This is a genomic window from Nocardia sp. CA-107356 (assembly GCF_050946365.1).
Lineage (GTDB): Bacteria > Actinomycetota > Actinomycetes > Mycobacteriales > Mycobacteriaceae > Nocardia.
Map to the genome: position 1 here is coordinate 329,444 of NZ_CP191992.1, position 12,508 is coordinate 341,951.

13 protein-coding genes, 1 tRNA gene and 1 pseudogene are annotated in these 12,508 nt (G+C 66.4%); 11 read left to right on the forward strand and 4 right to left on the reverse strand.

Going from position 1 to position 12,508, the window contains the following annotated elements; all coding sequences use genetic code 11:
- Positions 1-239: 239 nt before the first annotated feature.
- The 5 genes from ACQP1G_RS01505 (at position 240) to ACQP1G_RS01525 (ending at position 8,315) form a co-directional block, all read left to right on the forward strand.
- Positions 240-1,490, forward strand: coding sequence for a KasA/KasB family beta-ketoacyl-ACP synthase (locus tag ACQP1G_RS01505; protein ID WP_433197613.1), 1,251 nt, complete (start codon positions 240-242; stop codon positions 1,488-1,490).
- A gap of 106 nt (positions 1,491-1,596) precedes the next feature.
- On the forward strand, positions 1,597-3,516 hold the full coding sequence (gene fadD32, locus ACQP1G_RS01510) for a long-chain-fatty-acid--AMP ligase FadD32 (RefSeq protein WP_433197615.1): 1,920 nt from the start codon (positions 1,597-1,599) through the stop codon (positions 3,514-3,516).
- A 288-nt stretch (positions 3,517-3,804) separates the two neighbouring features.
- On the forward strand, positions 3,805-5,625 hold the full coding sequence (locus ACQP1G_RS01515; protein WP_433197617.1) for an ABC transporter ATP-binding protein: 1,821 nt from the start codon (positions 3,805-3,807) through the stop codon (positions 5,623-5,625).
- Positions 5,622-7,673, forward strand: a complete 2,052-nt coding sequence (locus ACQP1G_RS01520) for an ABC transporter ATP-binding protein (protein ID WP_433197619.1) — start codon at positions 5,622-5,624, stop codon at positions 7,671-7,673. Before ACQP1G_RS01515 ends, ACQP1G_RS01520 begins: the two co-directional genes overlap by 4 nt.
- A 36-nt stretch (positions 7,674-7,709) precedes the next feature.
- A complete protein-coding gene (locus ACQP1G_RS01525) occupies positions 7,710-8,315 on the forward strand; it encodes a putative glycolipid-binding domain-containing protein (RefSeq protein ID WP_433197621.1) in 606 nt (201 codons plus the stop codon).
- Positions 8,316-8,430: 115 nt separating this feature from the next.
- On the opposite strand, the gene ACQP1G_RS01530 is transcribed toward ACQP1G_RS01525, so the two are convergent.
- Positions 8,431-9,381, reverse strand: coding sequence for a prephenate dehydrogenase (locus tag ACQP1G_RS01530; protein ID WP_433197623.1), 951 nt, complete (start codon positions 9,379-9,381; stop codon positions 8,431-8,433).
- Between the two features lie 58 nt (positions 9,382-9,439).
- On the opposite strand from ACQP1G_RS01530, the gene ACQP1G_RS01535 reads away from it, so the two are divergent.
- The 3 genes from ACQP1G_RS01535 to ACQP1G_RS01545 all read left to right on the forward strand — a co-directional run bounded on the left by ACQP1G_RS01535 (position 9,440) and on the right by ACQP1G_RS01545 (position 10,653).
- Entirely contained in the window at positions 9,440-9,979 is a 540-nt protein-coding gene (locus tag ACQP1G_RS01535) for a tRNA adenosine deaminase-associated protein (protein WP_433197625.1), read from the forward strand.
- 37 nt (positions 9,980-10,016) lie between these two features.
- Complete coding sequence (locus ACQP1G_RS01540; RefSeq protein ID WP_433209519.1) at positions 10,017-10,451, forward strand: nucleoside deaminase; 435 nt, start codon at positions 10,017-10,019, stop codon at positions 10,449-10,451.
- Positions 10,452-10,562: 111 nt separating this feature from the next.
- Positions 10,563-10,653: transfer RNA gene (locus tag ACQP1G_RS01545), tRNA-Ser, on the forward strand.
- Positions 10,654-10,748: 95 nt separating this feature from the next.
- Here the strand turns inward: ACQP1G_RS01545 and ACQP1G_RS01550 are convergent.
- Both ACQP1G_RS01550 and ACQP1G_RS01555 read right to left on the reverse strand, forming a co-directional pair.
- A pseudogene (locus ACQP1G_RS01550) lies at positions 10,749-10,871 on the reverse strand (type II toxin-antitoxin system death-on-curing family toxin); the annotation flags it as partial.
- Between the two features lie 15 nt (positions 10,872-10,886).
- Complete coding sequence (locus ACQP1G_RS01555; protein ID WP_433197627.1) at positions 10,887-11,174, reverse strand: DUF6191 domain-containing protein; 288 nt, start codon at positions 11,172-11,174, stop codon at positions 10,887-10,889.
- A 145-nt stretch (positions 11,175-11,319) separates the two neighbouring features.
- Here ACQP1G_RS01555 and ACQP1G_RS01560 point away from each other — a divergent pair, with 145 nt between their 5' ends.
- The 3 genes from ACQP1G_RS01560 (at position 11,320) to ACQP1G_RS01570 (ending at position 12,276) form a co-directional block, all read left to right on the forward strand.
- Positions 11,320-11,535 carry a hypothetical protein gene (locus ACQP1G_RS01560; RefSeq protein ID WP_433197629.1) on the forward strand — a complete coding sequence of 72 codons (216 nt, stop codon included), beginning with the start codon at positions 11,320-11,322 and terminating at the stop codon, positions 11,533-11,535.
- A 207-nt stretch (positions 11,536-11,742) separates the two neighbouring features.
- Entirely contained in the window at positions 11,743-11,943 is a 201-nt protein-coding gene (locus tag ACQP1G_RS01565; RefSeq protein WP_433197631.1) for a hypothetical protein, read from the forward strand.
- 81 nt (positions 11,944-12,024) lie between these two features.
- Entirely contained in the window at positions 12,025-12,276 is a 252-nt protein-coding gene (locus ACQP1G_RS01570) for a hypothetical protein (RefSeq protein ID WP_433197633.1), read from the forward strand.
- A 72-nt stretch (positions 12,277-12,348) separates the two neighbouring features.
- Here the strand turns inward: ACQP1G_RS01570 and ACQP1G_RS01575 are convergent, their stop codons facing one another.
- Complete coding sequence (locus ACQP1G_RS01575; RefSeq protein WP_433197635.1) at positions 12,349-12,501, reverse strand: hypothetical protein; 153 nt, start codon at positions 12,499-12,501, stop codon at positions 12,349-12,351.
- Between the last annotated feature and the right edge of the window lie 7 nt (positions 12,502-12,508).

Below are 12,508 nucleotides of genomic sequence, written 5' to 3' on the forward strand. Positions count from 1 at the left end.
ATCCGCTGAGCAGGTTACTCGAGAAGTCCTCGCGACGACCGGCGACGGCCACGGTAGTGTGTCATGCACCCGATCCGACCGGATGCCCACAAATGCTCACGGTCGAAATCGCGTGTGCACGACCGTTCGACGGCAGCAGGCATTCTCCGAGCTCTCGCTCTTGCTGACCCTCCGGCGCTCCAGCGTCGACGCGCAGTTCCCGGTTTATCCCACAGTGTGACGCCAGGAAAGTGAGCGAAATGCAGATTCCGTCTACCAAGAACGGGAACTATCCCGACATTGTCGTGACCAGTCTGGCGGCGACCACTTCGATCGCCGGTGATGTCGACTCGACGTGGAAGGGACTGCTCAACGGTGAGAGCGGTATCGATGTGCTCGACGACGGCTTCATCGAGCAGTTCGAACTACCGGTGCGCATCGGCGGACACCTGAAGGTCAAGCCGTCGGAAAATCTCACCCGGCAGGAGACGCAACAACTGTCCTACGTCGAACAGATGGCCGTGGTGCTGGCCCGTGAGGTCTGGCGCAATGCGGGCAGTCCGGAGGTGGACAAGGAGCGGCTCGCCGTCGCCATCGGCACCGGACTCGGCGGCGGCGAATTCATTACCGACGCGCGGGACCGACTGCAGAACGGCGGCTACCGCAAGGTGTCGCCGCTGACGGTGCAGCGCATCATGCCGAACGGTTCGGCCGCCTGCGTCGGCTTGGAACTCGGTGCGCGGGCGGGCGTAGTCACCCCGGTCTCGGCCTGCTCGTCGGGTTCGGAGGCGATAGCCAACGCCTGGCAGATGATCGTCATGGGCGATGCCGACATGGTGGTCACCGGCGGTGTCGAGGGCTCCATCCAGGCGGTGCCGATCGCGGCGTTCACCATGATGCGTGCGATGAGCACCCGCAACGAGGATCCGAGGGCCGCCTCGCGACCGTTCGACAAGGATCGCGACGGATTCGTCTTCGGCGAGGCGGGCGCGATGATGGTCATCGAGACCGAAGAGCATGCCAGGGCGCGCGGCGCGACCATCCACGCCCGGTTGATGGGCGCCGGAATCACCTCTGACGCTTTCCATCTGGTCGCACCCGATCTGGAGGGTAAGGGTGCCGCGCGTGCGATGACACGCGCCATGCAGAAGGCCGGAATCTCCAAACGCGATGTCACCCATGTCAACGCGCATGCGACCGCCACCCCGATCGGCGATACCGCCGAGGCGCAGGCCATCAATGCCGCCGTCGGCGATCACGCATCGGTGTACGCGCCGAAATCCGCGCTCGGCCATTCGATCGGCGCGGTCGGGGCCCTCGAATCGGTGCTCACGGTGCTCACGGTGCGTGACAGCATCGTGCCGCCGACGCTGAATCTGGACAATCAGGACCCGGAGATCGAACTCGACGTGGTCAAGGGACAGGCCCGACCCGGTCGGATCGATTACGCCGTCAACAACTCGTTCGGTTTCGGCGGACACAACGTGGCGATCGCCTTCGGGCGCTACTGAGCACGTAGGGTCGGCGCACCTGCTAGCCTTCCCGACGCTTCGTTATCGACCTGTGTTCGGTGTAACCGCACGGCCTGAGTGCCTGCGATGGCAAAAGGATAAGGCGATGATCGACGAGACCTTCGACGACTATTTGGACGATCAGGGCAACATCAGGATCCGTGACGACAAGACACTGATCGACTTCGTCGACAAGCACAGCGCGGAGAACGGCGATGGCCTCGCCTACCGCTACATCGACTACTCGCGCGAACGCGATGGCGAGTACGTCGAGCTCACCTGGCACGAATTCGGCGTACGGCTGCGGGCCGTCGCGGCTCGGCTGCAGCAGGTCACGCGGCCGGGCGATCGGGTGGCCGTCCTCGCCCCGCAGGGGCTGGACTATGTCGTCTCGATCTTCGCGGCGGTCTACGCGGGCAATATCGCGGTCCCGCTGTTCGATCCGGAGGAGCAGGGCCATACCGATCGCCTGCGTGCGGTGCTGAACGACTGCACGCCATCGGCCATTCTGACCGTCGGCTCGGCCGCGGCGGGTGTGCGGAACTTCTTCCGGCACCTCCCGGCGGCACAGCGTCCGCGCATCATCGCGGTGGACGCCATTCCCGATAGCGTCGGATCCACCTGGGTACGGCCGGAGATCAATATCGATAGTGTCGCGTACCTGCAGTACACCTCGGGGTCCACCCGGACACCGGCCGGTGTCGAGATCACCCACCGCGCGGTCGGCACCAATCTGCTGCAGATGATCGATGCCATTGGCGTACAAGAGAATTCACGCGGCGTCACCTGGCTGCCGCTGTTCCACGATATGGGTCTGCTGTCGGTGATCCTGCCGACCGTCGGCGGTGGCTTCATCACGATCATGTCGCCGAGTGCGTTCGTGCGACGGCCCTACCGCTGGATCAAGGAACTGGCCGCCGCCTCCGACGGTGCCGGAACCTTCGCCGCCGCACCGAATTTCGCGTACGAGCATGCCGCGGCCCGTGGTAAACCGAAAGCCGGTGAGGAACTCGACCTTTCGAATGTGATCGGGTTGATCAACGGCAGTGAGCCGGTGTCGGTGTCGTCGATGCAGAAGTTCAACGAGGCGTTCGCGCCGTACGGCCTGCCCGAGACCGCGCTGAAGCCCTGTTACGGCATGGCCGAGGCGACGCTGTTCGTCTCGGCGACCAAGGCCGAGGATGCGGCGAAGGTCGTCTATGCCGATCGCAGTGAGCTCAACGCGGGCCGCATGGTCGAAGTGCCCAAGGGCGCCGAGAATTCGATCGCGCAGGTGTCGTGCGGTTATGTCGCGCTATCGCAGTGGGCGGTGATCGTCGATCCGGAGACCGGTATCGAGCGCGGTAACGGCGAGGTCGGCGAGATCTGGTTGCACGGCGACAATATGGGCATCGGATACTGGGGTCGGCCGGAGGAGACCGCGGCGACCTTCCACAACAGGCTTACGCGGCGACTGCCGCAGGACAGTCACGCACAGGGCACCGATCCGGACGCGAAGTGGATGCGCACCGGCGATTTCGGCGTCTACCTCGATGGCGAGCTGTATATCACCGGCCGGGTCAAGGATCTGGTGATCGTCGACGGACGCAACCACTATCCGCAGGATCTGGAGTTCTCGGCCCAGGAATCCAGCACCGCGCTGCGGCCCGGATTCATCGCGGCGTTCTCGGTGCCCGCGAATCAGTTGCCCCCGTTGGTCTTCGAGCAGGGCAGTCGTTCGGGGCTCACTTTCGACGCCGATGACACCTCGGAGCAGTTGGTCATCGTGGCCGAGCGTGGCACCGGTGCGGCGAAACTGGATCCGGAGCCGATCGCCGATATCGTGCGCGGCGCCATCGCACAGCGCCACGGCGTCACCGTGCGCGACATATTGCTGGTCCCGGCTGGTTCGATTCCGCGCACCTCCAGCGGCAAGATCGCCCGACGGGCCTGCCGCGCCGCATATCTGGAGGGCACGTTGCGCGGGGGGTATCGGCAGCAGGACTTCCCGGATGCCCCGGCGGAGCACGAGCACGCGACCCTCTGAGCGTGGGCTGGCGGTGACTCCCCTCGGTACAATCGAATAACGGATATCGGCGCCCGGGATCCGGGCGCCGATATCGTCTGCGGGTGGGGCGACCGGGTGCTGATCGGGGGTGTTGCCGGGGGTTTCTTGACCTCGAGGTTGCTCGAGGTTGTTGGCTGTGGGCGTGGCGGAAAATCGGTTGGCCGATTTCGGGACCGATGCCACGCTGGAATGTCGGACCCCGGTGCGAACATCGCCGCGAGATCCGTTCGCGACACCAGCCAAACCACGGGACTACGAGGGGGAGCTTTGTCCGTCACACTCGATACGCCGTCGGTCGACACCGAGGTCGACAGACCCGAGCGACCTGCCGCCGCGGCGTCGGGTCGCCTGCAATCGCTACGCCGGTTCCTGCCGTACCTGCGGCCGCATCGGGCCGCACTGCTCGGCGCGACCGCACTCGCGGCGGCGGCCGCCTTGACGGCGATCATGATCCCGCTGGTCATCGCGCGGATCATCGACGGTCCGATCCAGCGGCGCGATTTCGCGGGTGTCGTGGTGCCGGTGCTGATGGTGCTGCTGCTCGGTCTGCTGGAGGCGTTCGGCGTATGGGGACGCCGGTGGCTCATCGCGAGACCGGCGGCCCAGTTCGAGATCGCCATGCGTGCCAAGATCTTCCGCAAGCTGCAGACGCTGTCGATCGGACGCCACGACGCCTGGGAGTCCGGCCAGCTGCTGTCGCGCGCGATCGACGATATGGGCACCATGAAGCGGTTCGTCGCGTTCGCGGGGCCGTTCCTGATCATCCACTGCATAGTGATCCCGGTCGGTCTGCTGGTGCTGTTCGCGCTGAGCTGGCGGATCGGGCTGATCTTCGCGCTGGTCGCGCTGCCGCTGACCTATGTCTGCTTGCGGTTCGAGCGGCGCTACGCGGTGGCCTCGCGGCGGTCACAGGATCAGTCCGGCGATCTGGCCACCACCGCCGAGGAGTCGGCGCAGGGCATCCGGGTGCTGAAGGCATTCGGTCGCGGCGCGTTCTTCGGCGGGCGGTTCACCGCGCAGTCGCGTGAGCTGCAACAGACCGAACTGCTCAAGGTGCGGCTGGACGCCACGCTCTGGTCGGCGATGGTGAGCCTGCCGCAACTGGCCATCGCCTTCGCGCTCGGCTACGGCGGCTACGCCGTCGCGCAGCACACGATGACGCTCGGCACCCTGGTCGCGGCCATCACCCTGGCGACCTTCCTGCAATGGCCGATCATCTGGACCGGGTTCCTGCTCGCCGAGTGGAACGACGCGCGCACCGCCGCCGACCGGTTCTGGGAGATCATCGACACCCCGGTCGATATCACCGATCCCGCGGATCCGGTGGCGCTGCCGGAGCGGATCGTCGGTGAATTGGCGCTGCACGGTGTGCGTTTCGCTTTCCCGGAAGCGAAAGGTGAAGTACTGCATGATATTTCGCTGAAAGTGCGCCCTGGCGAGATGGTGGCGCTCGTCGGTGCGACCGGCAGTGGAAAGACGGCGCTGCTCAACCTGATTCCGCGGCTCTACGACGTGACCGACGGCGCCATCACCATCGACGGTATCGATATCGCGTCCATGCGGGTCGCCGACCTGCGCTCGCTGGTCTCGGTGGCGTTCGAGGAGCCGGTGCTCTTCTCCGCGAGTGTGCGGGAGAACGTCGCGCTCGGCGATCCGGCGGCCAGCGACGACGACGTGTGGCGGGCGCTCGATGTCGCCCAGGCCACCGATTTCGTGCAGGACCTGCCGTGGGGTCTGGACACCAGGATCGGCGAGCAGGGGCTGAGCCTGTCCGGTGGTCAGCGTCAGCGGCTGGCCCTGGCCCGCGCGGTGCTCGCTCGCGAGGGTACGCACGAGCGGACTCGCATCATGGTGCTCGACGACCCGCTCTCCGCACTCGATGTGGAGACCGAGGAACGCGTGCAGGAACGGTTGCGCACGGTGCTGGCGGGTGCCACCACTCTGCTGGTGGCGCACCGGCCTTCGACCGCGGCACTCGCCGACCGGGTGGCGCTGCTCGCGGACGGCCGGATCGTCGCGGAGGGCGCGCACGACCGACTGCTCGAGACCAGCAGTCGCTACCGCGAACTGATGGGAGGTGAATCATGACCACAGCCGAAACCGCTGTCCCCGCTGACGATTCGGCCGACCGCGACGAGGTCACCGACTGGCGCGGCATCGCCAATGAGGACAAGGAGGTGACCGAGACCGGAAATCTGGTGCTCGCCGGTCGATCCCGGCGGTTACTGCTGAGCCTGGTCCGGCCGTATCGCAAGCTCGCGATCCTGGCCATGGTGCTGATCGTGCTCGATAACGCCGCGATGGTCTCGGCGCCGCTATTCGTCGCGCACGGGCTCGACACCGGTATCGCCGAGGGGGTCGCGGGGAACTGGGTGCCCTTGGCGCTCACCGTCACCGGCTACCTGGGTGCGATCGCGCTCGGCGTCTGCACCACCTTCGTCTTCCTGCGGATCTCCGGAAGGCTCAGCCAGAGTGTGCTTTTCGATCTGCGGGTCCGGCTGTTCGCGCATATGCAGCAGCTCAGCGTCGCCTTCCACGAGCAGTACACCTCCGGCAAGGTGGTCGCTCGGCTGACCGGAGATATCGAGACGCTGCAGCAGTTGCTGGAAAGTGCGCTGAATCAGGCACTGAGCGCCATCCTTTCGGTACTGACCATCGCGGTGCTGCTGGTCTACCTCGATCAGACGCTCGCCGCCATCGTGCTGCTCGGATTCGTGCCGTTGGCGCTGGTCACCCGCTGGGCGCAGCGCAGGCAGCGGGCCGGGTACCGGCGCACTCGCGGCGCCATCGCGAAGGTGGTCGTGCAATTCGTCGAGTCGATGGGCGGCATGCGCGCCGTGCAGGCCTTCCGGCGCGAGGCCCGCAATGAATCCGTACTGGCCGCCGAGGACGCCGAATACTTCCAGGCGACCACCGCCGCCATGCGCGGTATGGGCGACTACGCCGGACTCACCCGGCTGCTCGGCAATCTGACCACGGTGATCGTCATCGTGGTCGGCGCCTGGCAGGTGATCGAGGGCAACCTCGCCGTCGGCGTCCTCGCGGCATACCTGTTGTACCTCAACGAGTTCTACGGCCCCCTCGACGAACTGGCCCAGGTATTCAACGCCTACCAGTCCGCGGCCGCCGCCCTGGAAAAGATCTCCGGCGTCCTCGAGGAGGAGCCTTCGGTCGAGGAACCCACGGACCCGATCGCATTGGCCAAGGCAACCGGCGCGGTCGGGATGGACCACGTGTGGTTCGGCTACGGATCGCCTGCCGGTGGCCCGCCGGTACCCGAGCCGTCGGAAGCCGTGCTCGAAGTGTTGGATTCCGCTGGACGCACTGGTCAGGTGTCGCAGCGCCCTGATGCGGTGGAGTCGAGCGTGGCCGGGGCAACGCGGGGTGACGGGGCGGTGGCCGATCTCGAAGTCATTGCGCCGCAGGCCGGGGAGCGCGGTAGGGCACGTCGTCCGGTGTTACCGGAGTTCTCACTGGAGATCCCGGCCGGGCAGGTGATAGCGCTGGTCGGTGCGACCGGTGCGGGCAAGTCCACGCTGGCCAAGCTGCTGACGCGGTTCTACGACCCCTCCGGCGGCACGGTGAGTTTGGACGGCATCGACCTGCGTCGTCTCTCGGATGTGGATCTGCGGCGCAATGTCGTGATGGTCACGCAGGAGTCGTATTTGTTCTCCGGGTCGGTGGCCGACAACATTCGGCTCGGACGACCGGATGCCAGCGATGCCGAGGTGTTCGCCGCGGCACGCGCGGTCGGCCTGTACGACTTCGTCACCGCACTGCCGGAGGGTTTCGACACCGACGTGCGCAAGCGCGGCGGGCGATTGTCGGCGGGCCAGCGTCAGCTGGTCGCGTTCGCCAGGGTGTTCCTCGCCGATCCGGCGGTGATCGTGCTGGACGAGGCAACCTCGAGCCTGGACATTCCCAGTGAGCGGCTCATCCAGCGAGCACTGGAAACGGTGCTGCACGATCGCACCGCGGTGATCATCGCGCACCGGCTCTCCACCGTCGCGATCGCCGACCGGGTCCTGGTGCTGGAGTCCGGCCGGATCGTCGAGGACGGCTCGCCGAGCGAGCTCATCGCGGGCACCGGCCGGTTCGCCAGTCTGCACGCGGCGTGGCGCGAGTCGCTGGTGTGATGCGGGCGCATCGGCTGCGTCGCTTACGGTAGATAGGTGACGAACCCAGCCCTCGGCCCCGACAGCCATCCGGCGGCATCCCGGTGGCCGGCGATCCTGACGTGGCGCGCGCACAACGCGTCGCGGATGGAGTCCGTCCGCGTGACTCTCAATGGCAACCGGATTCGCGCCGCCGGTCGCATGATCGGCGGCGCGTGCGCGGACCATCCCGCGTTCAGCGCCTCCTATGACCTGGTCACCGACGAGAACGGCGTCACCAAGCGCCTGTCCCTGCGCAGCACCACCGCCGCCGGGGAACGTCAGGCCTCGATCGCCAGGGATGAGGAGAACTACTGGCTCGTCGATGCGGGCGGCAGTCACGTCCGCTCCACCTTCGGGGGCGCCCTCGACGTCGATGTCGTCCTCAGCCCGTTCTTCAACACCCTCCCCATCCGCCGCTTCGCCCTGCAGAACGCCGTCGACAACATCCAGGTCCCGGTGGTCTACGTCCGCCTCCCCGACCTGCTGGTCCAGGAAGCCAGCCTCACCTACAGCAGCGGCGCCACCGGCATCAGCGTCCTTTCCCCCGTCTCCAGCGCCACCGTCACAGTCGACGCCGACGGCTTCCTCCTCGACTATCCCGGTCTCGCCGAACGCATCTGAGCACCGAGTCCGAAGGCATCCGTGCGTTGCCGCGCAGTCTTTTCACGCGCCGCGCACACATTCGCCGGGCACATTGATGCGCGGCAGGCGAAGTCGTGCGCAGCGCGGGGGCGGGTCACTCAAGCTCGGTGATTACTCCGCCACGCTGGCCTGCGTCGCGCAAAGCTGCCAGCCAGTTGTGGTCGCCGGGGTGGATGTCGGTGATTTCCCAGCGCTGCGTGGTTTCGTAGCGTTCGCGGCCGTCGTGCCCGGCTTCGACGAGGTCGACCAGGGTGCCCTCGTCGCGCAGGCTGTCGCGTGCCGCGCTCAGTACGGTGAGCGTCTCCTCCAGCACGTCCAGCAGGGCTGCGGCATTGGGCTCGCAGATGGCGCGGACCAGGTCGGGGGCGGTGGCGGCCACGCGGGTGCCGTCGCGGAACGAACCAGCTGCCAGACCGAGTGCCAGGTCGCCGCCCGCCGCACCGGACGCTGCCAGCGCCTCCGCCAGCACATGCGGCAGATGCGAGATCCGGGCCACCGCACGATCGTGCTCGTCGGCGACCACCGGGGTGACCACCGCGCCGCAGGCCAGCGCGAGCCGCACCACCTGGCGCCACGGCTCGGGGTGGGTGCCCTCGTCCACCCCGACCGCCCACACCGCATTTCGGAACAGGCCGGGATCGGTAGCCGCCCAACCGGATTCGGAGGTACCGGCCATCGGATGGCCGCCGACGTAGCGGGCCGCGAGCCCATGTCGGTGCACCGCCTCGGCCACCGGCGCCTTGACGCTCACCACATCGGTGAGCGGACAGCGCGGCGCGAAGCTCGCCACCGCGGCGAGGATGTGGTCCACCGCGGGCATCGGCACCGAGACGACGATCAGCGCATCGGTATCGGCGGCCCGCGTCAGCACCCCGAGCAGATCACCCGTGACATCGAATCCGTCACTGCGCGCGGCCCGCGCACCCCCTTCTGACCTGTTGTAACCCCAGGCGTTATAGCCCGCGCCGACGGCAGCGCGTAGCAGCGATCCACCGATCAAGCCCGTCCCGAGGACACACACCGGTGCTTTCTGGTCACGAGTCATCGGAACAGATTCGCATACGACTTCAACATTTCGGCTCGAGCCGACTACCGTTGCGGCCATGGCAGCACAGCGCTCGGGCACGAACAAGGCTGCGTCGGATGATTACGACGACGTGGATGGGTTCGCAGTGGCGGTTGTCCGCGAAGAAGGACAATGGCGGTGTAGTCCGTTGAGTCAGGCCGCGCTCACCGACTTGTCCGCGGCGGAAACAGAACTCAAGGCATTACGCAGTTCCGGTGCGGTGTTCGGATTGCTCGATATCGATGACGAATTCTTCATCGTCCTCCGGCCCGCGCCGAGCGGCACCCGGATGCTGGTCTCGGATGCGACGGCCGCGATCGATTACGACATCGCCGCCGACGTACTCGAGGCCCTCAATGTCGACATTCCCGACATCGACCCGGACGAACTCGACGATATCGAGCCATGGGAGGAGGGCGACCTCGGTGTCCTCGCCGATCTCGGCCTACCCGAACCGGTGCTCAGCGTGATCCTCGCCGAAACCGACCTGTATCCGGATGAGCAGCTCGGCATGATCGCCCAGCGGCTCGGCTTCGCCAATGAACTCTCGGCGGTGCTGGACAAGCTGCCCCGCTGACGTGGGTCTGCTCGCCGACGGACTTTCCGACACCGATATGGTCCGTGCCGCGATCGCCGCGGCGGCCGATGCGGGCGATCGCGATGTGCCGGTCGGCGCCGTCGTCTTCGATGCCACCGGACGCGAACTCGCTCGCGCGGCCAATGCCAGGGAAGCCCTCGGCGACCCGACCGCCCACGCGGAGATCCTCGCCCTACGCCGCGCCGCCGCGGTCGTCGGGGACGGTTGGCGCCTGGAAGACACCACGCTCGCGGTAACGCTGGAGCCGTGCACCATGTGCGCCGGCGCCTTGGTACTCGCCCGCGTCGGCCGCTTGGTGTTCGGTGCCTGGGAGCCGAAGACCGGAGCCGTCGGCTCCCTCTGGGACGTGGTCCGCGACCGCCGCCTCAATCACCGCCCCGAAGTGCGCGGCGGCGTGCTGGAAGCCGAATGCGCAGCGCTGCTCGACGAATTCTTCCGTGCCCAACGCTGAGCAGCCGCCCAATGGCCGCACCTTCCGCTCCCAACACCCACCTGGATCACCGCTCCGACCGCCCCTACAGCCGATTTAGCGATCCGCCCCCCGTCCGGTATGGTTGTCGGCGGTGGCGTGTCCGAGCGGCCTAAGGAGCACGCCTCGAAAGCGTGTGAGGGGTAACCCCCCTCCGAGGGTTCAAATCCCTCCGCCACCGCCACAGGCTCTGACTTGGTAAGTCCAAGTCAGAGCCTTTTTCATGCGGTTGTGCCGGTCCGGCGAACTTCGCCGGGCGTGCGGCGATCTCTTCGATGGCTTGTTGCCATCGACCAGCGCGCGATTGCGGGCCAGCGACTCGAGCGAGTCGGCGGCCTTGTCGAACACACTCGGATAAGCATCTTCGCCGAAAACAGTTGTCCGATAACGGAACACGGCCGCTCGAATTCGTTTGGGTCACTCCTCGGGATCGTTCCGCCGCAGGACGGCGGTTTGGCGGTCCAGGTCCACGCCGACCTGTGGCGGAGCGCCCTGGTTCTGTTCGTCACGCAGCATCGATACCGAATCTCGGTGGTCGAGTTCCATGCGTTTGGTGCCGTAGAACATCGCGGTGAACTCGTCGGTGAAGGTGCCGGAGACCGGGGTTCGGCGTTTGCGGCGCTTTCGGGTCAGTGCCTCGTAGAGTGCGACCGCCATCAGCGCCAGGACCCAGCTGGGGATGCTCCATGCCAGCAAATCCGCCATGTCGCACAAACGATTCCGCAAGCTCGGGAGTTCCTGGGTAGATGGGCCGGGAGCGGGTATACGCCGACTAAGCGAGTGCGGCGGGGACGCGATGCGAAGATGTGTCGCGTGACCAGCCGCGCGGGATTTGATGCGTGAGAGTCATATGAACGAGCCCTATTTCCGATTTGGCAGTCTGCTGGTCCTGATCTGGCTGGTGATCGGGGTGGTCGCCGCGGGCCAGCGGCACTATTTCGACAGCGGTCCGATCAATTGCGCCGGATTCGGCACGATCGCGGTGACCACGCTGGCCGGTCCGCTCAACTATATGGGTGTGAATCCGAAGATCGCGGATTGCAATGTGCCGCAACCTAGTCCGTAACCACCACGGCTGAGCGCCGGGGATCTGGCCGACCTCGGATGCTCGGGGCGTGCTCTGCCGGGCGGCGACATGCCGTGCGGTAGGGCGCGCCCGTCCGCACGCGGGTATGTGCCGAATGACTGAGTGCGGGTCGGGTGCGATGCGATAATTCGGCGCATAACCAACCGTGCGAGCATGCTCCGCGGGAGACATATGAGCGAGCCCTTGATGAAACTTGGCACCGTGCTGATCGTGATCTGGTTGGTCGTCGGCGTTATCGCGGCTGGACAGCGCAACTATTTCGACAGCGGCCCGATCAATTGCGCCGGATTCGGCACCATCGCCCTCACCGTTCTCGCTGGTCCGCTCAACTATATGGGCGTGAATCCGAAGATCGCCGACTGCAACGTGCCGCAGCCGAGCCCCTAGCGGTCGAGCCGGTAGCGCCTGGTTTGAGTTATCTCCCAGCATCCGGGTATCCCCTCTGGTACGCGAGTGCGAAAGGAAGCGATGACGATGCGCGAGCGTGCAACCGAACGCAGACCCGCGCACCCCGCCGGTGCGCGACTCATAGGATTACTGCTGATGGCCTGGCTGGTGACCGGCATGGTCGCCGCGGGGCAGCGTCACAACTTCGACAGTGGCCCGATCGACTGTGCTGGCTACGGCACCATCGCGGTGACGGCGCTGGCCGGTCCACTCAACTATATGGGGGTTAACCCAAAGGTTGCCGAATGTAATCTGCCGCAGCCGAGCCAGTGATGAAATAGATACGCCCCCACTGGAATTCCGACACCGGTCCGAATTCCAGTGGAAGCGCGGTGAATTCGAAGCTCAGCCGCCCCGCACCGGCTGCCGCCCCGCATCGGGCACCGGCTGCCCCCGGAGTTCGTGCAACTCGGCCCCTTCCACATCGATATCGAGCACGATCTTGTCCAGCCCTACTCCTCGCGCATCCGCGTCACCAGGGGCAGTCCCGAAACGCATTCGGCCC

What these genes read in the sequence shown, in the direction of transcription:
- ACQP1G_RS01505 (WP_433197613.1), top strand. Translation starts at nt 240, where the DNA reads ATGCAGATTCCGTCTACCAAGAACGGGAACTATCCCGACATTGTCGTG.
- fadD32 (WP_433197615.1), top strand. Translation starts at nt 1,597, where the DNA reads ATGATCGACGAGACCTTCGACGACTATTTGGACGATCAGGGCAACATC.
- ACQP1G_RS01520 (WP_433197619.1), top strand. Translation starts at nt 5,622, where the DNA reads ATGACCACAGCCGAAACCGCTGTCCCCGCTGACGATTCGGCCGACCGC.
- ACQP1G_RS01530 (WP_433197623.1), bottom strand. Translation starts at nt 9,381, where the DNA reads ATGACTCGTGACCAGAAAGCACCGGTGTGTGTCCTCGGGACGGGCTTG.
- ACQP1G_RS01535 (WP_433197625.1), top strand. Translation starts at nt 9,440, where the DNA reads ATGGCAGCACAGCGCTCGGGCACGAACAAGGCTGCGTCGGATGATTAC.
- ACQP1G_RS01540 (WP_433209519.1), top strand. Translation starts at nt 10,017, where the DNA reads ATGGTCCGTGCCGCGATCGCCGCGGCGGCCGATGCGGGCGATCGCGAT.
- ACQP1G_RS01555 (WP_433197627.1), bottom strand. Translation starts at nt 11,174, where the DNA reads ATGGCGGATTTGCTGGCATGGAGCATCCCCAGCTGGGTCCTGGCGCTG.
- ACQP1G_RS01560 (WP_433197629.1), top strand. Translation starts at nt 11,320, where the DNA reads ATGAACGAGCCCTATTTCCGATTTGGCAGTCTGCTGGTCCTGATCTGG.
- ACQP1G_RS01565 (WP_433197631.1), top strand. Translation starts at nt 11,743, where the DNA reads ATGAAACTTGGCACCGTGCTGATCGTGATCTGGTTGGTCGTCGGCGTT.
- ACQP1G_RS01570 (WP_433197633.1), top strand. Translation starts at nt 12,025, where the DNA reads ATGACGATGCGCGAGCGTGCAACCGAACGCAGACCCGCGCACCCCGCC.
- ACQP1G_RS01575 (WP_433197635.1), bottom strand. Translation starts at nt 12,501, where the DNA reads ATGCGTTTCGGGACTGCCCCTGGTGACGCGGATGCGCGAGGAGTAGGG.